This window comes from Myxococcus sp. CA005 (assembly GCF_006518205.1).
GTDB classification, from domain to species: Bacteria; Myxococcota; Myxococcia; order Myxococcales; family Myxococcaceae; genus Myxococcus; species Myxococcus xanthus.
On sequence record NZ_SRLV01000079.1, the window covers coordinates 1 to 21,508 of the forward strand.

Genomic DNA, 21,508 nt, shown 5'->3' on the forward strand with positions numbered 1-21,508 from the left:
CAGCAGGTCCACCGCCCCCTCGACCCCCACCTCGCCCTCCAGGGCAAGCATGAACGGAAGGCTTCGGTGAATTGTCTGTGACGGCGCCCGCGCCAGTTCACGTGCGAACGCCGACGTCAGGAAGCGCTCCAAGGTGTTCAGCACCGCATCCATGCCCTCTTCGTCCGGAAGCGCGCCCGCGTCACGCAGCAGCGTCTCCAGGTGGGCCCGCCGCTCCGAAGCGTCTACATCCGGCGCCGCCAATCGGAGGTCGACGCCGCGAAGCAGCCGCTGCACCAGGTCCTCGGGACGCTCGGCGGGAAGCCAGCCGTCAGGCTCCACCAGGGGCGGCGCGCCACGGGGCAGCACTTCCCAGGGCCACGGCGCACCGCGAAGCCCCAGCCGGTGCACGTAGTGGAAGCGGCGCGGACAGGCGATGAAGTCCTGCAACGCCTCCGCGGAAGCCACCGCGGCGCCCAGTGATTCCGCTTGCGCGACACGCTGACCTCGCACCCGCAGCAGCGCGGCTTCGACGCGCGCCTCGGCGAGCAACAGGGCCTCAGGACCGGGCGGCTCCGGGTCCGCCGGTGGAGGGAGCGTGTCGACGTCCAGCTCATCGACCAGGTCACGCAGGTCCGCGTCCACCTCCAGGCGCCCGTCGATGAGGTGCCACCAGGAGTCCTTGCCACCGCGTGGCTCCGCGCCGCCCGCCAGCACCAACATGTCCTTGGCACGCGTGAGCGCGACGTAGAGCAGGCGGCGGTACTCGGCGTCCTCGCGCGCCTTCAGCTCCGCGCGCACCGCGTCGAAGCGGCTGGAGGTGTAGTCGTCCAGCGAATCCGGAACCCACGGTCGCAGGGAGATGCCATGCGTGCGCTCGAAGTGGGCACGGCCCGAGGTGCCACGCCTCCGGCCGCCCATCGAGGGCACCACCACCACCGGCCACTCCAGTCCCTTGGCGCTGTGGATGGTGAGGAGTTGCACCGCGCGAGGGTCGCTCGCGTCCAGCAGGTCCGCCTGGGCCTCCGTGGGGTTGTTCTCCGCCAGCATCCGCAGCTCGCGAGAGAAGGCGACGCAACCGCCCGTGCCGCGCTCGTCCCGCCGCGACGCCAGCGCCAGCAGCTTCTCCACGTTGGCGCTGGCTTGCTCCGCATACGGCGAGCCCGCCAGCGCTTCGCGGTAGCCCGTCACGTCCAGCGCGGCTACCAACAGCTCCCTCACGCCCATCCGGTCGCGCTCGCGCCTCAGGCCGGGAAGCGCGGCGAGGAAACGCTCCAGACGCTGCCGCTCACGCTCGGACAACGAAACCAACACCTCCGGGTCCGTCAACCGGGGCGACGACAAGGACAGGGGCGCGTCTCCCGCCAGGAGGAACAGTGACGCGTCCTTCAACCCCACCAAGGGTGAGCGCAGCACCGCCGCGAAGGCCAAAGCATCCTCGGCATCCGCCAGCAGCGCGAGCAGCGAGGCCAGGTCCAACACCTCCTGCGCGCCGTAGAAGCCACGGCCGCGCAGCACGCGGTGCGGGACACCGTGGCGGATGAGCGCCTGCCGGTACACCTCCAGGTGCGTGAAGGTCCGGAACAGCATGGCCACGTCTCCGCCCCGAGCAGGACGCAACCCTTCGCCATCCTCACGCGCGACGGACGCAGGTGCCCCCGGCGCCAGCAGGCACCGCAGCCGGCGGGCAATCGCGTCCGCGTCCAGCCAGCGCAGGTCCGCCGCCGTGTCCGCTTCCTCCAGTTGCAACCGTTCCACCACTGGCGTTTCCGACAGCGACGGCCTCACCGCGGCGAGGTCGTCCTGCTCCGGAACGTAGATGACCTCGAAGGGCCGAGGTGCCCGGGCATCCGCGGCGACGAGCACCCCCGCGAAGGTGCGGTTGAAGAACGACAGCAGCCCGGGCACGGAGCGACGGTTGTGCTGGAGGAAGCCGCGCGTGCCGCCCTCGTCCACCAGCTTCTTCGCCAGCACGGAGAAGACGGACACGTCCGCGCCACGGAACTCGTAGATGGACTGCTTGCGGTCACCCACCGCGCAGAGGAAGGCGGGCTCCAGCGGCAGCGCCGTCACCAGGTCCGCATCCGGCGCCAGCTCGCGCGGGCCGTCCTCGCGCTTCTCCGCCAGCAGCAGCACCAGCTCCAACTGGAGGCGGTTGGTGTCCTGGAACTCGTCCACCAGCAGCGCGCCGATGCGCTCCTGCACCTGGCGGCGGAACTCGGGATGCGCGCGGAGCAGGTCGCGCGACTTCACCAGCAGGGACGTGAAGTCCAGCACGTTGCGGCGGGACAACTCCGTGTCGTGCCGCGTCTCCACGCGCGTCAGCAACTCGCGGAACGTCACCTCGAAGGGCGCGGTGCGCCATGCGGCCCAGGCATCATCCAACCGGGGCACGGAGCCATCGCTCTTGCCGAAGACGCGCCAGTAGAACTCTCGCACGGGCCCCGCGGCCCCCTTACTGAGCCGCGCGAAGTTGCGACCGTCCGCCTTGAAGCACGCGCGCAGCCACGGGAAGCGCTCGCCCTGCCCGAAGTTCTCAGGCGTCATGCCGTTGAGCGCGCGCTCCAGCCCGCCCAGCAACCGGCTCCACTCGCCCTTCGCGTCCAGGCCCCGCGCCTCGGCACACAGCTCCAGGCACCGCGTGACGGACGACTCCAGCTCCGCGCGCGCTTCGGCGGCGTCACTCACGGCGGCATTCTCCGCGCGCAACCCTTCCTCGCGCAGCTTGCCGTAGACGGCCATCAACGCGGCCACCAGCCCGTCGGAGAAGCCCGAACCGGAGAAGCCCAGCTCCTGGCACAGCTCCCGGACCTGCGCGTCACCAGCCTCCAGCGCGTCCAGCACCACGCGCTCGCAGACGTCCTGCACCAGCCCCGTCGCCTCGAGCGAGTCCAGCACCTCGAAGTTCGGGTCGATGCCTACCGCGGGCGGTGCGCGCCGCAGCAACTGGCCACACAGTGAGTGGAAGGTGCCCACCGTGGCCGCGCCCAGCTCCTCGCGCAGTTGCCGCCAGGCATCCGGCAGCGGGAACGGCTTGTCCAACCGCGCCAGGGATTCACGCAGGTCCACTTCCTGGTCCAGGCGCGTATCGCCCTGGGCCAGCCCGTCCAGGCGCTGGCGGACGCGCGAGCGCATCTCCGCGGCGGCCTTGTCCGTGAACGTGAGCATGCACAGCCGCGACGGGCGCACCGCACCGCCGGCGACACGCGCGCCGGCCAGCAGGTGCAACGTCATGGTGACCAGGCTGTACGTCTTGCCCGCGCCGGCGCCCGCCATCAGGGCGAGGTTGCGCTCCAACGCGAAGAGGGATGGCTCGCTGCTCATCCCCCGTCCTCCGTGATGCGCCTGTCCGTAATCCGACACACCGCGCGATAGCCACACGTCCCGCAGTCCTGGGGCCGCGCGGCGAACTGGCCCTGCCGCAGCGTGCCCACCAGCGCCTCCACGGCGTTGGGCAGGTTGAGGCCTTCCTTCTCCGCCACCTTCGCGCGGACCTCGGGGTCCTTCGACAGCAGCTCGTCCAGCTCCGCGTCGGAGATGACCTCGGACAGGCGGATGGCCATGCCCGTGCGCAAGGAGAACCACGCGGCCTGCCGCGCTTCCGTATGGCCGCTCTCGCGCGCCGCGTAGAGGTACAGCGGGAGCTGGAAGTCGGACGTCAGCAGCCGCTCCTTCAGCGAGCGCTTGTCCAGCCGGCCCGACTTGTAGTCGATGACGCCCACCTCGCCGCCCGACTTGTCGAGCCGGTCGATGGTGCCCTCGAAGTACACGGGCTCCTCGCCCGCGTGAAGGACGACGTTGCTCCACTTGTCGTCACGGGCGGCGGGGCCGAAGCGGAACTCGAAGTTCTCCGGCGTCATCGTGTCGAAGGGCAGGCCGCGCCGCTCGTCCACGAGGATGCGGCGAGCCATCGCTCGGGCCCGCTCATGCGCCAGCTTCCATAGCTCCGGATGTCCCACGTGGTGCACGCGCTCGAAGTCCTTGATGGCGGCCTTGAGCGCGGCGTCCAGCACCTCGTCCGGAACCTCCTCCGGCGCCTTGCCCAACAACTGCTTCTCCTTCAGGGCCGCGAAGACCTCCTCCACCACCTTGTGCCAGAAGGTGCCGCGGCCCCGGGCGTCGAACTCCTCGCCCGGCACGTCCGGCTCGGCCACCTTCAGGCCATACGAAAGGAAGCCCTGGAAGCCGCAGTTGCCGAAGCGCGCCAGCGCAGACGCGGAGAGCGGCCGGGTGATGTCGAACCGGAACGTCTCGCGCAGGGACTCGCGCTGCGTGTCGAGGTCCACCGAGCCGGAGTACGGGCCGGGCTGCACTTTCGGATCGCCGAAGAAGAACAGGCGCTCCATCTCCACTTCGGACAGCTCGCGCGCGCCCGCATACCAGGCTTCGGGTGCGAAGCGGCGCCGAAGCACCGCGGCCGCCGCATCGGGTTCGGTGACGCGCAGCTTGGGCTGGGACAGGGCTTCCAGCGCCACGCAGCGGCGCAGCTCGGACTCGGTGAGCACTTCGTCCAGCGGTGGAATGGGTGACAGCGAGCGCGGCTCCCACTTCAGCGCGGTGAGCCGGCGCACCTCTTCCAGGAACGCCGATGGCACCTGCTCCTGACCGCCCGCGGACTCCACCGCGAAGGACAGGCTGACGTTCGCCTCGGCGGCAGCAAGTGCGCTGGCGAACAGCAGGCGGTCTTCGGTGAGGCGCCACGCCGCGCGCTCGTCGAACTCGCCGCCCGTGAGCCGGAAGACGTCGCGGCCCAGATGCTTGTTGAGCGCGGCGCGCTCCGCGTCCGCCAGCAACGGAGACGGTGCGTCACGCCCGGGGAAGCGGCCTTCCGTCAGCCCCGCGAGGAAGAGGTCCTGGAAGGAACGGCCCGGCAACTCGGCCACGTCGAGCACCTCGACGGCGGCGCCACGGGGCCCGCGCGGAGGCAGGTGCGCATCCGCCATCGCGTCACGCAGCCAACGGCCAAACGTCCGGCGGCGCATCTTCGGTCCGCCGCCCACCGCCTTCATCATCCGCGTCAGGCCCTGCACCCGCAGGCGGAGCGCTTCGCGCGCGGCATCGTCCCGAGCCCGCGCATCCGCCGCGCGCGCGCCCAACCCACCCTCCTCGCGCGGCGCCAACGCGCCCTCCGAATCCACGAGGCCCAGCCGCTCCACCACCTGCCACCACGCCGCGAGCAACTCCGCGGCGGTGCCTTCTTCGGGAATGCGGCGGCAGGCTTCCACCAACAGCAGACAGCGCTCACGCAGCAGCTTCACGGCGTCGACGCGGGTGCTGTCCTGCGCCTTGCGCGTACCGTTGAGCGCGAGCAGCCGCCGGGCCAGCCCGTCCAAGCGCACGTCGTAGGCGCCCCGGCCTCGCACCGCGCCCAGCCGGTCATCACGCACGGCGGCCTGGGCAAAGAGCGTCGCGGGCGCATCCGGTCCACCGCGTGACAGCTTTGGCGCGTAGCGGCTGCCCATCAACTCCGCCATGCGCTCGACCGGGAAGCCATCCTCCACCAGCAGCGGCAGGTCCAGCGCCAGACGCACGGGCCCAGCGAGCCCCAGCGGCTCGCCCCAGGGTAGACGCACCGGCACGCCCAGCTCTCCCAGCGACTCCGCGAGCCAGCCGGCCTCGGGCCCCAGTTCGCGGTACGCCACCGCGATGTCGCCGGGCGCCACGCCTTCGGCCAGCAAGCGCCGCACGTCCCGGGCCAACAGACGCGCCTCGTCACGGGCCGTGGCCGCGTTCCACACGCGCAGGGACGGCACCGCGTCCTTCAACACGTCGCGCGGCGCCCGGGGTGAGAAGAGGTGGCGCCCCAGGTCGATGAAAGGCCGGCCTTCGAAGGTGACGTCCGCCTTGAAGAGGTCCACGTGCGTCATGGAATCGCCGCGGTTCTCGAAGGCGCGGAACAGCGCCGTCAGCGCCGCGTCCGCCGCGGGCGAGCCACCCACCGGTGTCTCCACGCGCAACGTCACCCGACGGGACTCGCACGCCGCCGCCAACGCCAGCAACAACTCCAGCCCCGAGGGCCTCACGTCGTACACGCCGTGCAGCACGAGCGTGCTCAGCCCCTCCCACCCCACGGGCCACGCGCCTCGGCCCAGCGCCTCGCGTGCACCGCGCAGCACGTCCTCGCGGTCGGCGAGACAGAGCTCCGCCATCCGCTGTTCGTACAGGTGGTACAGGCGCGCAATCACGCGGATTCGCGTCCTGCGCTCCTGGGGCAGGATTTCCACCGCGTCCTGAAGCTCCCGAGCGGACAGGCGCCCGGCCTTCAGGTCCAGCACCACGTCCAGCGCGGCGCGCGCGAAGGCGGGCTCTCGCACATAGTCGCCGAAAGGTGTGGGCCCCAGCTCCAATCCCAGGGAGGCCACCACCGCTCGCGCCGCCACCGCCGGGCATGGACGCCGGTTGAGCTCCCGCGCGCCGCCCAGCGCCTGCAGCATCTCCTCCCAGGTCAGCAGGTGCGCGCCCACACTCAACCCGCTGGCGTCGCCCATGGCCCGCAACGCGGCCTGACGCCGGCCGGCGTCGGGGTACACGTGGAGGGTGTGGCCAGAGCGAAAGGGCATGCGGGGCGGATTCTAGAACGACCGGGCGGGTGACTTTCATGCTCCATTCAAGGCCCGCCGCCCAGGTCATTTCCGTGCCTGCCCGGCCGCTGTCCGCGTATTCCCGGCCAGTCCATCGATATCCGCGCCGCGCCTCCCGGGTTTACAGCGAGTCGCGGGGGCTATGAGCGCACCTCCAGTGGCAGCTCCAACTCGAGTTGTGTGAGCGGAGTCGCCCCCAATCCCGCCCCCTGGAAGAAGCGCGCCAGGGGGCCTTCCGGCACGACGGCGCTCACGGCCAGCGCCTTCCCGGGCCACCGGGCGGCAAGAGCCCCCAGGAGCCTGCGGCCAGCGCCCTGCCCTCGGGCCGAGGGCTCCACCCCCACGGACCGGACGACCAGCGTGGGCGCCGACACATCCGCCACCATCGCCACCGCGGGGCCCAGCCGGAATGCTCGCGCGGGCAACGCCAACCCCATGACTGTCGCGGGAGCCAGTTGCCAGGGCAATCCTTCGGGAAGCAGCCGCGCGCACTCCCACGGGTCGACTTCCTCCAGCGCGGATGCCCCCACCCAGGGCTCGGGCGTCCCCATGAAGCCCACCAGCCGGCGCACGCGCTGGAAGCCCAACCGTTCGTAGAGCGTCACCGCGGGGGCGTTCTGTTCAATGACCTCCAGAAGCATCCGGGTGTCGCCACGCGCTCGCGCGTCCTCCAGCAGTGGGCGCAGCATGGCACCTCCCAGTTTGCGATTCCGCCAGGCGGGCACCACCCCCATGCCCGCCACGCGGCTCTCCCGTCCCCGGCGGGCCATCAACACGAGCCCCACGGGCTCCCCGTCCACGCGCGCAACGCGGCTTTCCTCGAGCGAGATGTGCTCACTGCGCACGCGTGCATCGAACAGGCCGGGGGCATCGGGCACGGTGACGAAATACCCCTCGAAGGCGCGGGCAAACAGCGTGGAGAGGGTGCGCAGTGGCAGTTCCGACGCGGAAGTCAATTGCATGAGAGGGCACACCTCCAAAGACATGCGGGTCCGAGTCTACGCAGGAAGTCATGTGACTTCGCTGGAACCCGACGGGATTGCGCCCCTATGCTGCCAGCCGTGCGCCTTCCTTATCGAGCGTTTGCCGTTGCCGTCCTTCTGAGCGTCGTCCCCTTCGCCCCCGCCGCCGCGCAAGACGGCTCGGACGAGCCGCGGCTCCATGAGCTCCGCTTCGACTGGACCCGGGATGGCGTCAGCACCGGCGTGGCGGGCGTGCTGTGGATTTCCAGTGAGGCGTTCTTCAAAGACAACCTGGCCCCGGCGCAGTGCCGCTGGTGCGACCGCGCGCCGGATGGGACGGACCGCCTCAACCGGCTGGACCGCTGGGGACGCGGCATCGTCGGGTCGACGCCGTCCGCCCGCAAACGGGCCCACAACTGGAGCAACATCATCGGCTTCGGCGCGCTGCCGGCGGGAGTGCTCGGCATCCAGTACGCCATGGGCCATGGCTCGGGCGCTCCGACTCGCTACTTCGCCCAGGACGCCACCATCATCGTCCAGAGCGCGGTGTTCGCCTCCCTGGCGAACCAGACGGTGAAGTTCATCGCCGGCCGCGAGCGCCCCTTCGTCCACGTGCTGCCCGAGGACCAGAAGGGCCTCACCGACCACCCCAGCGACAACAACCTGTCCTTCTACAGCGGCCACACCAACCTCGCCTTCTCGCTGGTGGTGTCCGCGGGCACCGTCGCCGCGCTGCGCGGCTACAAGCACCAGGCGTGGCTCTGGGCGGTGGGCCTGCCCGTGGCCACCTCCGTGGGCCTGCTGCGCATGGGCGCCGACAAGCACTACCTCACGGACGTGGCCACCGGCGCATTGCTCGGCTCGGCGTTCGGCGTCGCCGTGCCCCTGCTGCTCCATGGCCGGAAGGGCGAGGCCTCGCCGGACATCCAGTCAGGGCAGATCCAGATGGCGCCCGTGGCCAGCGCGCGGATGATGGGCATCTCCGGCACCTTCTAGTTCCGCGCCGGCATCGCCTCTCCGAGGCCGAACTCCGCGGGGGCGCCCTCTCCCTCCGCGGCCAGCGGGGGCAGCGAGTTCATGTCCCAGCGCTGGCCGGCGGTCCACGAGATGGCGCCCGACAGGCCCCAGCCCGCGCGCAGGGCCTGACGGTCCTCGTACTCCAACCAGAAGATGGACTCCTGGGCCCTGGCCGCCTGGTCCAGGCAGGCGATGCGGGTGGCCGGACGTCCCGGGCCCTCCAGCGTCACCGCGAAGCCCTTGTGCGAGTGGCCGCACAGCATCCACTTCGGCAACACCGTGTCCACGAGCCGCCGCGTCACGGGATTGCCAATCCAATAAGAGGGGAGCGGCCTTGGCGGTGACGGGTTCTCCTCCCGCGCGCGCTGGACGATGCCTCGCGGCCATTCGTGGACCAGCATCAGGTCCACGTCGCGGAGCTCCGCCACCTGTTCGACCTCCGGCGTGCGGAAGTAGCCGGCCTGCTTCACCATGTCCGGCGTGGAGGGTGGCTTCAGTGGCTGGTCGACGAAGCGCGGCGCGTGGATGCCTGACAGGTACGCCACCCGCAGTCCGCACAGCTCGCGAACCCCGGCTCGGCCCAGGTACGTCACGTTCGGCGCCAGCGTGCCGCCCAGTTGGAGGTCGTGCAGCGCCTCGAAGTCCTCGTTGTTACCCCCGATGAAGTACAGGGGCCGCTTCACTTGCCGGAGTCCATCCGCGTATTCCGCGAACTCGGCGGGCATGGCTCGCTTGGCGGCCTTGCGCCGGTGGTCATCCGAGCGGCGGAAGGCTTCGACGTCGCCCACCGCCAGCACCAGGTCCACCCGGCGGCCACGAGCCTGCTCAAGCGCGTCCAGCCACGTCTCCACACGGTGGAAGCGGCCATGGATGTCGCCCACGGCCGCGACAAGTAGGGGTTCCGGCATCTTGCTTGAAAGGCTGCACGCGCCGTACCGCCCTGTCGAGTCGAGATCATCTCATGTCGCCAATGCCTGACAGAACGCAACCTCCCCGGGCGGCCGAACCCTGGGCCCAGCGGATGACGCACCCCGTCCAACCCGTGCCATTGAAGTCCGAAAGCGGCCAGACAGCGGCCACCCGGTATGGGAGTTTGCCCTCCATGAACGGCTTGGACGCCAGCGCGTGCTACCGCGCGATGCAGACCCGAGATGCCCGCTTCGACGGCCGGTTCTTCACCGCCGTCCGGACGACGCGCATCTATTGCCGGCCCATCTGCCCGGCCCGGACGCCCCGGTTCGAGAACTGCACCTTCTATCCGAGCGCCGCCGGGGCGCAGGAGGCGGGCTACCGGCCCTGCCTGCGCTGCCGCCCGGAGACGTCACCGGACCTCGCCTTCTGGCGGGGCACCTCCAACACCGTCGCCCGGGCCCTGGCGCTCATCGCCGAGGGCGGCCTGGATGACGACGATGCCGGGGTGGAGGAGCTCGCGGGCCGGCTGGGCGTGGGCGACCGGCAGCTGCGGCGGTTGTTCCAGCAGCACCTGGGAGCCTCGCCCGTAGCCGTCGCCCAGACACGGCGTGTGCTGTTCGCCCGGCAGCTCCTGCACGAGACGACCCTGCCCATGGCCGAGGTGGCACTGGCCTCGGGGTTCCGCAGCGTCCGCCGCTTCAACGACGTGTTCCGCGCCCTGTATGGACGGCCTCCCAGCGCGCTCCGCCGGAGCCGAGCCCCGGTGGGCGATGCCGCCGCGGGTGTCACGCTCTTCATCCCCTACCAGCCCCCCTATGACTGGGAAGCGATGCTGGCGCATCTGGAGGCACGGGCCCTACCGGGCCTGGAACACATCGAGGCCGGGCGCTACCGGCGGACCGTGGCGACCGCGGGCGGTCAGGGCGCCGTCGAAGTCTTCCGAGCCCCTGGACGCGACGGGTTGCTCGCGACGCTCCGCCTCCCCCAGGTTCAGGCCCTGCCCACGGTGGTGGGGCAGGTCCGGCGCGTCTTCGACGTGGGCGCGGACATGGACGTCATCCGGGAACACCTGTCCCGCGACCCGCACCTCGCTCCGCTGGTGTCCCTGCGGCCGGGACTGCGAGCGCCGGGAGGCTGGGACGGCTTCGAGCTCGCGGTCCGGGCCGTGTTGGGACAGCAAGTCACGGTCGCCGCGGCGCGCGGACTCGGGGCGCGGCTGGTCGCGGCGTATGGCGAGCCCGCCGGTGTCGCATCGACGGGAGACGCCCGGCTGATGCGCACCTTTCCCCGGCCGGAGAGACTGGCGCAGGAGGACTTGAGCTCGCTCGGCATGCCCGCCGCCAGGGCACGGACCCTGTCGAGCCTGGCCGCGGCGGCCGCAGCGGACCCGAGGCTGTTCCAGCCACGCGCCACGCTGGAGGAGGCCGTCGAACGCTTCAAACGCATCCCCGGCATCGGAGATTGGACGGCGCAGTACATCGCGCTGCGCGCCGTGCGCGAAACGGATGCCTTCCCTTCGGCGGATGTCGCACTGCTGCGTGCGCTCACGGGCGAGGATGGCGTGCGGCCTTCTCCAGATGAAGCGCTCCGCCGCTCCGCGGCCTGGAGCCCCTGGCGTGCCTATGCAGCACAGCACCTCTGGGCCGCGGATGCCGCCCGGCCCGGACCCACACCCCACCTTTCCCGTTCCTCCTCGCGACAGAGAGATGACGATGCCCCCACCGCTGCGTTTGCTCATGGACCGCGCCCCCACGCCCATCGGCTCGATGCTGGTCGTCTGTGACGAAGCGGGCAGCCTGCGCGCGCTCGACTGGGAGGAGTACGAGCCCCGGATGCTCCGGCTGCTGCGGCTCCACTACGGCGTGAACGGCTACGTGCTCGAGCCCGCGAGCGACCCCTTCGGCAGGACGACCGCGATGCAGACCTATCTGCGCGGAGACGTCAGCGTCATCGACTCGTTGCCCGTGGCCACCGCGGGTACGCCATTCCAGCGAGAAGTCTGGCGCGCGCTGCGTGACATCCCCGCGGGCGCCACCACGAGCTACGGCCAACTGGCCCAGCGAATCGGCCGCCCCAAGGCCGTGCGCGCCGTGGGGATGGCCAACGGCGCCAACCCGATTGGCGTGGTGGTCCCCTGCCACCGGGTGGTGGGGGCCAACGCCTCGCTGACGGGCTACGGCGGTGGACTGGAGCGCAAGCAGTGGCTGCTCGACCACGAGCGCCGCCATGCATCGCGCGGGACGACGCGGCCACCAACGCGCTGATGCCGTCGGGCGCCTCGTCCTGAAGACAGACGCCCGGCGGCATCACGCTCCGCACGCCGGTTCAGCCGCAGCCCAGCGGGTACGTCACCTCTACCAGCGAACCCGCCTCGGGCGCCGTGAAGCGGTCGAAGAGGATGGCATTCTCGCGGGCGTCGTACTCCCAACCGGACGTCACGCGGACGCCGTCCACATCAACGACGATGCTGCCTGGAGCTTCCGGCGTCTCGGACAGGGGGAACTTGCGGTTCGCGCCAAAGGTGCTGTCGGACAGCTTCTCCAACGAGCTGGCCCAGTTCGGCGTGCAGATGCTTTCCACCACGCCGCCCGTGGCCTCCGCCAGTTGGATGTAGCGGGTGCCCGAGCTGCTGGACGTGGGGCACCTGGCCAGGTCCGACGGCCCGACGATGGCATTGACGCTCAGCTTCGAGCGGTCATTGCCCTTCAGCGCCAGCAGGTACGTCTCGTAGAAGGACACCGGCTGCGCGCTGAAGTCTTCCTCGTCCGACACGAAGATGATGGCCAGGCGGGCATCCTCGCGCAGGAAGCCTGCGTTGCCGTCGTTGGGCTGCGCGGTGCGCGGGTCATCCTCGTTATAGAGCAGCGGGTCCGCCAACGCGCGGTAGGCGGCCTCCAGTCCCTGCTCGTTCCAATGGCAGACACCCACGCGGGTGTTGCTGGCGAAGACGCCCGCGGCATCCGGCGTCGCCGGGGTGATGATGCGCGGCCGGGAGCCGTCCACTGGGAACAGGCGGCCATTGTCTCCGCCCTGCGAGCCGCCCGGGCACTCGGACCAGCCGCCCGGAGACGGGTCCAAGCCCGTGGTGGTGACGCCGATGCGGTAGTCCACCGCGGCGCCGTCCGCCGCGCTCAGGAAGGCCGCGAAGTTCTGCCCCAGGTTCTGCTGCTCCTCCATCATCGACCCCGAGTTGTCGACCACGAAGAGCACGTCCACCTTCGCCTGTGACTCCTGGAAGAAGCGGTCCGTCTGCTCCGCCTGCGTCACGCCCCATCCCACCATGCCCACCGTGTAGACGGAGCCATCCGCCAGGGTGAAACGCAACGCCGCCGTGTCAGCGCCGTCATCCACCGGGGCATAGGTCGCCGTCAGCGCGCGCGCGCTCTGGCTCGCCAGCGTCCACGGGGCGTTGCCGCCACCATCCACGGTGAACTCGCCCGCCCCTGCGTCGATCGCCACCTGGCTCACCTGGATGGGCCCGACACACGAGTTCACGGCCACCAACTCCCGTGTGCGCGGGCCGCACGCCAGCTTGGTAACGCCGAAGTCCACCGTGGTGGGCTGCACCGCGAAGCATCCCACGACGCCCTCGCCCTGCAGCTCCACCAGCGGGTGCCCTTGCGTGGGGCTGTTCACCCAGGCCTCGGCCAGCCCCGAGAAGCCGCCTTCCTCGGAGGGCCTGAAGCGGACCACCAGCGTCGCCTTCGCGCCCGGCTCCAGCACGCCGTTGCGCACGGGAGACGCGGAGAACACCCTGTCCGAACCCTGGACGAGCTGCATCGACGCCAGGTAGCACGCCTCCGTGCCCGAGTTCCGCAGCGTCACCCCCAGCGCCACCTCCGCGCCCACCGGCACCTTGCCGAAGTCCAGTTGCTGGGGCAGCACGTACTGGCACGGCGCGAACACCCGGCTGCGCCCCTCCAGCGCCACCGCCTCCGTGGCCGCGGAGCCGCTGTCACGCACCGTGACGGAGAGCTGTCCCTTGCTGGCGTCCGTGCTCCCCGCCTTGGGCCGGAAGGTGACGCTCACCCGGGCATTCTGCCCCGCGGGCACCATCACGCTGGCGGGCGCCTGGGCCAGGGTGAAGTAGCCGCCCTGGTGCGTGTCGAGTTGGAGGTCGGTGACGCTCACGTCCGCACGGCAACGGTTGTAGACGGTGACGTCGCGCGTCGCCGTCATGCCCTCCGCCACCGTTCCGAAAGCCAGCCGCCGGGGCAGCACCGTCACGCACGAGCCGCCACCTTCACCCGCCAGCGACACCTTGGGGCCCGGCGCGCTGGAGCCCTGCTCGCGCACGCCAATCTCCACCCGCCCGTCACGCACCTTGCCCACCGCCGCCGGCGTGAAGGCGACGCGCAGCTCCACCGCCGCGCCCGGTGCCAACTGCCCGTTGGCCACCACCGGCTCACTGGCGATGCGGAAGACGCCCTCCGAGCTGTCCACCAACTGCGAGCCCGAGAAGCTCAGCGGCTGCGTGCCCTGGTTGCGCACGGTGATGACCTGCTCCGCCGTGGCCCCCAGCGCCACGCGCCCGAAGTCCACGCGCAGCGGCGTCACCTCCAGCCTGGACGCCACGCCCGTGCCCGTCAGCGGCACCATCACCGGCGCGCACCCGTCACACACCACCACGTGCAGCGCCGCCTCGGCCGCGCCCAGCCGGCGCGGGGCGTAGGCCACAGGCACCACCAACGCCTCGCCCGGAGCCAGCGAGGAGGGCAGGCCCTGCCCGGCGGTGAACTGGTCGGCGTCCGCGCCCTGCACCGACAGCGTCAGCGAACTGTCCACGTCCGATGGGTTGCGCACCGTCACCTCGCGCATCTCCACCAGGCCCATGGCCACGTTGCCGAAATCGAGCGCCTCCGAGGACACCTCGATGAAGGCCTTCACGCCGCGCCCGGACACCGGCACGCGCCCACCGACCTCGGCGTCGGTAATGATTTCCACCACGCCCTGAATCTCGCCCTCTACCTGCGGCAGGAAGTGGATTTCGATGTCCTGCTCGCCACCCGCGGACAGGATGAAGGGTTCGAAGGGAGGAATGTTGACGTTGGGCACGCTGGAGACGGCGCCTTCCACGCGATAGGAAGCCCGGCCCGCATTGGCGATTCGCAGCTTGAACGTCTTGGTATGCCCCAGCGCCGCGGGACCGAAGTCCACAGTCTCAGGCCGGACGACGAAGGCGCTCTTTGCCCTCTGAGAGGCGGGCCGTTCACACGCCCCTCCCGCCACCATCACCGCCACCAATGCCACCAGCCCAAACGCCCTGCGCATAACGTCCTCCCCGCCCCACCGGGAGACGCCAGGGACACACCCTGGTTCACCTCACGGCTCAGCGTGGGGCCCTTTGCAACCCCGGTGCCCGGTCCGCCCACAGAGAGGCGAGGGGCGCTCCCACGCGGCACACCCCAGGCCTCGCAGGGAAACGCCAGAGCCCACCCGGGAAATGCAGGTGTCCTTCCGCAGGACACTCCTGAAATTCCTTCAGGAACTCCAGATGCCACACAGGCGAATCCTCCGTCCGGGCGGGGCAGGCAGCCAGGCGGCGCGACTTCGCCCACTCTGCGTGGACTAGAAGAGGCTCGTGGATTTCAGGGACGCCTCCCCGCCTGGAGGGTCGCCAGATGTGGGATGCGGGGCGCAACCCAGGACGTTCCCCTGCATCCGGAACGGTTCCGACGTGTTTCCCCCTACCGGAACACCTATTCAGTGGTAGATCGCCCGCCCATGTCCGAGCCCGACGTCATTTCCCTCAGAGGCGCCAAGGAGCACAACCTCAAGAACGTCTCCTTGGACATTCCCAAGAAAAAGCTCGTCGTCTTCACTGGCGTGTCGGGTTCGGGCAAGAGCTCACTCGCCTTCGACACCCTCTACGCGGAAGGCCAGCGCCGCTACGTGGAGAGCCTCTCTGCATATGCCCGGCAGTTCCTGGGACAGATGGAGAAGCCGAAGTACGACACCATTCGCGGCCTGTCGCCCACCATCTCCATCGAGCAGAAGGCGGCCAGCAACAACCCCCGCTCCACCGTGGGCACCGTCACGGAAGTGCACGACTACCTGCGGGTGCTTTATGCCTCCATCGGGGTGCAGCATTGCCCCAACTGTGGCGTGAAGGTGGGCAAGCAGAGCGCGCAGCAGATTGTCGATGAAATCCTCAAGGCCCCCGCGGGCACCAAGCTCCAGGTGCTGGCGCCGCTGGTGACGAACCGCAAGGGCGAGCACAAGGACCTGCTCGCCGAGGCCCAGAAGCGCGGCTTCTCCCGTGCTCGCATCGACGGCGCGCTCAAGAGCCTGGAGGAGCGCATCGAGTTGGATAAGAAGTCCAAGCACGACATCGCGCTCGTCATCGACCGCGTGGTGCTCAAGCCGGACGTGAAGACGCGCCTCACCGACTCCGTGGAGACGGCGCTGCGTGAGGGCAAGGGCACGCTCATCATCACCGACGAGAAGGGCACGCTTGCCTCCGACCGGGTGATGTCCGAGCTCAATGCCTGCTCCAAGTGTGGCCTGTCCTTCGGTGATTTGACGCCCGCGTCCTTCTCCTTCAACAACCCCCTGGGCATGTGCACGGACTGCAACGGTCTGGGCACCAAGCCGGAGATGGACCCGGACCTCATCGTCCCGGACACGTCACGCAGCATCCGCGATGGCGCCATCGAGCCGTGGGCCGGCAGCATGAACCGCGGTGAGGGCTGGACGGCCGACTTCGTGGAGAGCCTGGCCAAGGCCTTCAAGATTGATCTGGACGTGCCCTACGCGAAGCTGACCAAGCGCGAGAAGGACACGCTGATGTACGGCGCCAGTGGCAAGTCCTTCACCGTCGCGTGGGGCGAGGGCGGCAAGTACAAGATGGAATGGGAGGGTCTGGTCGAGCGCATGATGCGCAACTTCAAGACGACCACCTCCGAGGCGCGCCGCACCGAGCTCCAGAAGTACTTCAGCGACAAGCCCTGCCCCTCGTGCAAGGGCGAGCGCCTGAAGCCAGAGAGCCGCGCGGTGAAGGTGCACGGGCGCAGCATCGTCGAGCTGAGCCGGCTGACCATCTCCGACTCGCTGGGCTTCCTGGGCGACATGGCCCTGTCCGCGCACGAGCGGAAGATCGCCACCGAGCTGCTGAAGGAGATTCGCAGCCGCTTGTCCTTCCTGGTGGACGTGGGCCTGGGCTACCTGATGCTGGACCGGACCGCGTCCACGCTGTCGGGCGGTGAGAGCCAGCGCATCCGGCTGGCGTCGCAGATGGGCAGTGAGCTGACGGGCGTCATCTACATCCTGGATGAGCCCTCCATCGGCCTGCACCAGCGCGACAACGGCAAGCTGCTGCTGACGCTCAAGCGCCTGCGGGACCTGGGCAACTCCGTCATCGTCGTGGAGCACGACGAGGAGACGATGGAGGAGGCGGACTGGCTGGTGGACTTCGGTCCGGGGGCGGGCGAGCTGGGCGGCCAGGTGGTGGCCCAGGGCACGCCGGAGCAGGTCATGGCGAACGAGGCCAGCTCCACCGGCGCGTACCTCTCCGGGCGGCAGGAAATCGAGATTCCACAGGAGCGCCGCAAGCCGGACCCGAAGCGCAAGCTGGTCATCCAGGGGGCGCAGGAGAACAACCTGAAGAACGTGGACGCGGAGATTCCGCTGGGCGTCTTCAGCGCGATTACCGGCGTGTCCGGCGCGGGCAAGTCTACGCTCATCAACGAGATTCTCTTCCCGGCCCTGGCGCGGCACCTCTACGAGAGCCGTGAATCCCCGGGCAAGCACAAGGCCGTGCTGGGCATGGAGCACCTGGACAAGGTCATCGACATCGACCAGCGCCCCATCGGCCGCACGCCGCGCAGCAACCCGGCCACGTACACCAAGCTCTTCGACAACATCCGCGAGGTGTTCGCGATGACGCCCGAGGCGCGCGCGTTCGGCTACGGGCCGGGCCGCTTCAGCTTCAACATCAAGGGCGGCCGCTGCGAGGCGTGTGAAGGCGACGGCGTGAAGCTGGTGGAGATGCACTTCCTGGCGGACGTCTACGTGCCCTGCGAGGTCTGCGCCGGCAAGCGCTTCAATGAGGCCACCCTGCGCGTGCGCTACAAGGGGAAGAACATCGCCGAGGTGCTCGACATGAGCGTGCGCGAGGCGATGGAGCACTTCGGAGCGCACCGCGACATCATGCGGGTGCTGCAGACGCTCCATGACGTCGGCCTGGGCTACATCCGCCTGGGACAGCCCTCCCCCACCCTGTCCGGCGGCGAGGCCCAGCGCATCAAGCTGGCCCGCGAGCTGGCGCGCGTGGCCACCGGGCGCACCCTCTACATCCTCGACGAGCCCACCACCGGCCTGCACTTCGAGGACATCCGCAAGCTGCTGTCCGTGCTCAACCGGCTGGTCGAGGCGGGCAACAGCGTGCTCGTCATCGAGCACAACCTGGACGTCATCAAGAGCGCGGATTGGCTCATCGACCTGGGCCCCGAGGGCGGCGCGGGCGGCGGCAGGATTCTGGCCGCTGGCACGCCCGAGCAGGTCGCCGAGGTCGAAGGCAGCCACACCGGCCGCTACCTGGGCCACGTGCTGACCAAGGCCCGCAGGGCCCGCGTGGGCGTGCGCGTGGACGACCCGGTGCCCGTGAAGAAGGGCGCGCGGGGCTGACGACGCACCGCGCAATGCCTCCTGGGAAAATGGAGCGGGGGGACGGGGGTGCCTTCATTCACCCCCATCCCCTCGCACCACCTTGGAGGAAAGACATCATGGGAAATGATAGGGATATTCCAATGCCTGTCAAACCCAGCCAGGCAACTTGAATTGTATCAACAAACACACACGCCCACCGGAATGACGCAGGCAGTCGGGCGGGAGATTTCCGGTGTGGGTGCGGCCAGGAAAGCGCCGGGTGGCGCGGCGGGCCCCTTTCGTTCGGTGGAGTCCCGGCGGCCCGTTGGGTAGGGTGCGGCTTCTCGGAATCTAGGAGCCCCCACCTTTCGTCACGAGGGAGCACCCCGTCGCATGGCCCAGGCACCCGCCGCGCAGAGCAACAAGTTCCCGCCGCAAATCCCCTTCATCATCGGTAACGAGGCGTGTGAGCGCTTCAGCTTCTACGGGATGCGGAACATCCTCACGGTGTTCCTCATCGACTACCTGCTGCGCACGCAGATACCGGACAACGCGCTGCGGGAGGCCGAAGCGAAGAGCTTGATGCACACGTTCATGGCGGGCGTGTACTTCTTCCCGCTCATCGGCGGCTACCTGGCGGACCGGTTCTTCGGGAAGTACCGCATCATCCTGGGGCTGAGCCTGGTGTACTGCCTGGGCCACGCGTGCCTCGCCATCTTCGAGAACAACGTCACGGGGTTCTTCACGGGCCTGGCGCTCATCGCCATTGGCAGTGGCGGAATCAAGCCCTGCGTGGCGGCCATGGTGGGGGACCAGTTCAATGAGTCCAACAGCCACCTGGTGAAGAAGGTCTTCGCCATCTTCTACTGGACCATCAACTTCGGCTCGTTCTTCGCGTCGTTGTTCATCCCCCTGCTGCTCAAGCACTTCGGGCCGTCGGTGGCCTTCGGCATCCCCGGGGTGCTGATGTTCATCGCGACGTTCATCTTCTGGGCGGGCCGTCACAAGTACGTCCGGGTGCCGGCCACGGGCGCCAACCCGCACAGCTTCTTCAAGGTGGTGGCCAGCGCACTGCGCAACCGCGGCCAGGGCGGCGGCTGGCTGGACGGCGCGAAGCGGGAGCACCCCGAGGAGGCCGTGGACGGCGTGAAGGCGGTGTTCCGGGTGAGCGCGCTGCTGCTCCCCTTCGTGCCCTTCTTCTGGATGCTCTTCGACCAGAAGGCGTCCACGTGGGTGGTGCAGGCCCGGTCCATGGACCCGCAGGTGGGGCCGTTCACCTTCCAGGCCAGCCAGATGCAGTTCATCAACCCGCTGCTGGTGATGATTCTCATCCCCTTCCTGACGGCCGTCGTCTACCCAGCCTTCCAGCGCTTCGGCTGGGAGCTGACGCCGCTGCGGCGCATGCCCCTGGGCCTGGTGGTGGGCGCGCTGTCGTTCATCATCGCCGGCATCTTCCAGGTCACGATGGAAGGCGGCACGACGCTGAACATCGCGTGGCAGATTCTGCCGTACATCGTGCTGACGCTGGGCGAAATCCTGATGTCCACCACGGGCCTGGAGTTCGCGTACACGCAGGCCCCGCGTGAGATGAAGGGCACCATCCAGAGCGTGTGGCTGGTGACGAACACGCTGGCCAACGCGGCGGTGGCCATCACCGCGAAGCTCAACGTCTTCACGGGCTCCGGGCAGTTCTTCTTCTACGCCGGCTTCGCCCTGGTGGCCGCAGTGGGAATGGCCCTGGTGGCCCGCCGCTACGTGGTGCGTGACTACTACCAGACGTCCGCGCCCATCCCCACCGAGGAGCGCTCCGCTGCCGGCGTGACGCCCGGCTCGGCGAAGTCCGCGTAGCCAGGCGGTCAGCCCGCGCAGTGAACGCCGGTGCACCTGTAAGGTGTGCCGGCGTTTGTGTTTCAGGCGTGGCGCCAGCAGTCCGCGAACAGAAACGCCGGCGCCCCCATCGGGACGCCGGCGTCTGGACTTCAATCAGGGGAGTCCGCGACCGCTCAGGCCGCCGCCACCGAGCCGCCCTGCTGCGCGGAGGTGGGCGCGGCGGGCTTCACCTCGTCCGTGCCGTGCATCATCCGCTTGAGGATGGGCGACACGACGAGCAGCAGCACGCCGGCGATGCCCGTTCCCACGGAGATGTAGAGGAACACGCTGAACTCGCCCAGCTTCTCCGAGTAGCCACCGAAGACACCGGCCAGCTTGTTGGCCGCCGCGTTCGCGAGGAACCACACGCCCATCATCGCGGAAACGATGCGCGCCGGCGCCACCTTGGTCACCATGGACAGGCCCACGGGCGACAGGCACAGCTCACCCATGGTGTGCAGCAGGTAGGCCATCACCACCCACCACGCCGCCGCCTTGCCCGTCGAGGCGCTCTCGCTGGAGGCGCCCAGCATGAAGAGGAAGCCGGCGGAGAGGAACAGCAGGCCCATGCTCATCTTCACCGGGATGCTCGGGTCCTTGCCGCGCGCGGCCAGCCAGCTCCACAGGCCGGCGAAAATCGGCGCCAGCGTGACGATGAAGATGGAGTTGAAGTTCTGGAACCAGGTCGTCGGCACTTCCCAACCCAGGATGCCGCGGTCCACCTTCGCGTTCGTGTAGAGGTTCATCAAACCACCGGCCTGCTCGAACCCCGTCCAGAAGGCGACGACGAACAGCGCCATGATGAAGATGACGAGGATGCGGTCGATTTCATCGCGGCCGAAGCCCGACTTCTCCGGGGTGCCCGGCTTCGCCTCGGCGGCGGCCACCATCCGCTCCGGCACCAGGCCCACCTGCCCCAGCAGCTTGTTCTGCATCGACACGAAGGCGATCAGGCCCAGGAGCATGCCCACGCCGGCGGCGCCGAAGCCCCAGTGCCAGCCCACGCGCTCACCCAGCGTGCCGCAGATGAAGTTGCCGAGCACCGCGCCCAGGTTGATGCCCATGTAGAAGATGGTGAAGGCGCTGTCGCGACGGCCGTCACCGGGCGCGTACAGCCCGCCCACCATGGTGGAGATGTTCGGCTTGAAGAAGCCGTTGCCGATGATGAGGAAGCCCAGGCCCGCGTAGAACATCGTCACGCTGGGCAAGGCCAGGATGAGGTGGCCTATCATCATCAACACGCCACCGAGCACCACCGCCCGGCGCTGCCCCATGTAGCGGTCCGCGATGAAGCCGCCGGCGATGGGCGTCAGGTACACCAGGCCCGTATAGGTGCCGTAGAGGCTGAGTGCGTCCGCGGTGGACCAGCCAAATCCTCCGTTGACCTTGCTCGTGAGGAAGAGCACGAGCAGGCCACGCATGCCGTAATACGACATGCGTTCCCACATCTCAGTGAAGAACAGGAGGTAGAGCCCTCGCGGGTGCCCCTTGCGGGCATCACCCGCGGCTACGGTGCCTTGCATGCAGGTCGTTTCCTTGAAAAAGGAGGGTGCGACGAAAAAGGAGCGTGACTGTAGCAGACACGCGGGCCGTGCCCAGGAG

At 69.4% G+C, this 21,508-nt stretch carries 11 protein-coding genes; 5 read left to right on the forward strand and 6 right to left on the reverse strand.

Annotation, left to right across the window (positions count from 1 at the left end; genetic code table 11):
- The 3 genes from FMQ63_RS28085 to FMQ63_RS28095 form a co-directional block, all read right to left on the reverse strand.
- A partial coding sequence (locus FMQ63_RS28085) for an exodeoxyribonuclease V subunit beta (protein WP_141276786.1) occupies positions 1-3,303 on the reverse strand: 3,303 nt, incomplete at its 3' end.
- Positions 3,300-6,539 (reverse strand): PD-(D/E)XK nuclease family protein, encoded by a 3,240-nt coding sequence (locus FMQ63_RS28090; RefSeq protein WP_011552686.1) that lies wholly within the window; start codon positions 6,537-6,539, stop codon positions 3,300-3,302. The genes FMQ63_RS28085 and FMQ63_RS28090, both read right to left, overlap by 4 nt.
- Positions 6,540-6,700: 161 nt before the next feature.
- Complete coding sequence (locus FMQ63_RS28095; RefSeq protein ID WP_011552685.1) at positions 6,701-7,522, reverse strand: GNAT family N-acetyltransferase; 822 nt, start codon at positions 7,520-7,522, stop codon at positions 6,701-6,703.
- An 87-nt stretch (positions 7,523-7,609) separates the two neighbouring features.
- Between FMQ63_RS28095 and FMQ63_RS28100 the strand changes: the two genes are divergently transcribed.
- The gene (locus tag FMQ63_RS28100) at positions 7,610-8,518 is read left to right on the forward strand and encodes a phosphatase PAP2 family protein (protein ID WP_011552684.1); all 909 of its coding nucleotides are present in this window, start codon (positions 7,610-7,612) and stop codon (positions 8,516-8,518) included.
- Here FMQ63_RS28100 and FMQ63_RS28105 read toward each other — a convergent pair.
- Positions 8,515-9,447, reverse strand: coding sequence for a metallophosphoesterase (locus FMQ63_RS28105; protein ID WP_011552683.1), 933 nt, complete (start codon positions 9,445-9,447; stop codon positions 8,515-8,517). The two genes, FMQ63_RS28100 and FMQ63_RS28105, sit on opposite strands and share 4 nt — an antisense overlap.
- Positions 9,448-9,641: 194 nt before the next feature.
- Between FMQ63_RS28105 and FMQ63_RS28110 the strand changes: the two genes are divergently transcribed.
- Together FMQ63_RS28110 and ogt are read left to right on the forward strand one after the other, a co-directional pair.
- Positions 9,642-11,234 (forward strand): AlkA N-terminal domain-containing protein, encoded by a 1,593-nt coding sequence (locus tag FMQ63_RS28110; protein WP_011552682.1) that lies wholly within the window; start codon positions 9,642-9,644, stop codon positions 11,232-11,234.
- Positions 11,188-11,715 carry a methylated-DNA--[protein]-cysteine S-methyltransferase gene (ogt, locus tag FMQ63_RS28115; protein ID WP_020477646.1) on the forward strand — a complete coding sequence of 176 codons (528 nt, stop codon included), beginning with the start codon at positions 11,188-11,190 and terminating at the stop codon, positions 11,713-11,715. The genes FMQ63_RS28110 and ogt overlap by 47 nt, the downstream gene beginning before the upstream one ends.
- A gap of 61 nt (positions 11,716-11,776) precedes the next feature.
- Here the strand turns inward: ogt and FMQ63_RS28120 are convergent, their stop codons facing one another.
- The gene (locus FMQ63_RS28120; protein ID WP_011552680.1) at positions 11,777-14,722 is read right to left on the reverse strand and encodes a choice-of-anchor D domain-containing protein; all 2,946 of its coding nucleotides are present in this window, start codon (positions 14,720-14,722) and stop codon (positions 11,777-11,779) included.
- A 453-nt stretch (positions 14,723-15,175) separates the two neighbouring features.
- Here FMQ63_RS28120 and uvrA point away from each other — a divergent pair, with 453 nt between their 5' ends.
- Complete coding sequence (gene uvrA / locus FMQ63_RS28125; protein ID WP_011552679.1) at positions 15,176-18,076, forward strand: excinuclease ABC subunit UvrA; 2,901 nt, start codon at positions 15,176-15,178, stop codon at positions 18,074-18,076.
- A gap of 354 nt (positions 18,077-18,430) precedes the next feature.
- Positions 18,431-19,885 carry a POT family MFS transporter gene (locus FMQ63_RS28130; RefSeq protein WP_011552678.1) on the forward strand — a complete coding sequence of 485 codons (1,455 nt, stop codon included), beginning with the start codon at positions 18,431-18,433 and terminating at the stop codon, positions 19,883-19,885.
- Positions 19,886-20,040: 155 nt separating this feature from the next.
- On the opposite strand, the gene FMQ63_RS28135 is transcribed toward FMQ63_RS28130, so the two are convergent.
- Complete coding sequence (locus FMQ63_RS28135) at positions 20,041-21,429, reverse strand: peptide MFS transporter (protein ID WP_011552677.1); 1,389 nt, start codon at positions 21,427-21,429, stop codon at positions 20,041-20,043.
- Between the last annotated feature and the right edge of the window lie 79 nt (positions 21,430-21,508).

Coding starts and splice junctions, on each gene's coding strand:
- FMQ63_RS28095 (WP_011552685.1), bottom strand. CDS start 7,522: ATGCAATTGACTTCCGCGTCGGAACTGCCACTGCGCACCCTCTCCACG.
- FMQ63_RS28100 (WP_011552684.1), top strand. CDS start 7,610: ATGCTGCCAGCCGTGCGCCTTCCTTATCGAGCGTTTGCCGTTGCCGTC.
- FMQ63_RS28090 (WP_011552686.1), bottom strand. CDS start 6,539: ATGCCCTTTCGCTCTGGCCACACCCTCCACGTGTACCCCGACGCCGGC.
- FMQ63_RS28120 (WP_011552680.1), bottom strand. CDS start 14,722: ATGCGCAGGGCGTTTGGGCTGGTGGCATTGGTGGCGGTGATGGTGGCG.
- ogt (WP_020477646.1), top strand. CDS start 11,188: ATGGACCGCGCCCCCACGCCCATCGGCTCGATGCTGGTCGTCTGTGAC.
- FMQ63_RS28110 (WP_011552682.1), top strand. CDS start 9,642: ATGAACGGCTTGGACGCCAGCGCGTGCTACCGCGCGATGCAGACCCGA.
- FMQ63_RS28105 (WP_011552683.1), bottom strand. CDS start 9,447: ATGCCGGAACCCCTACTTGTCGCGGCCGTGGGCGACATCCATGGCCGC.
- uvrA (WP_011552679.1), top strand. CDS start 15,176: ATGTCCGAGCCCGACGTCATTTCCCTCAGAGGCGCCAAGGAGCACAAC.
- FMQ63_RS28130 (WP_011552678.1), top strand. CDS start 18,431: ATGGCCCAGGCACCCGCCGCGCAGAGCAACAAGTTCCCGCCGCAAATC.
- FMQ63_RS28135 (WP_011552677.1), bottom strand. CDS start 21,429: ATGCAAGGCACCGTAGCCGCGGGTGATGCCCGCAAGGGGCACCCGCGA.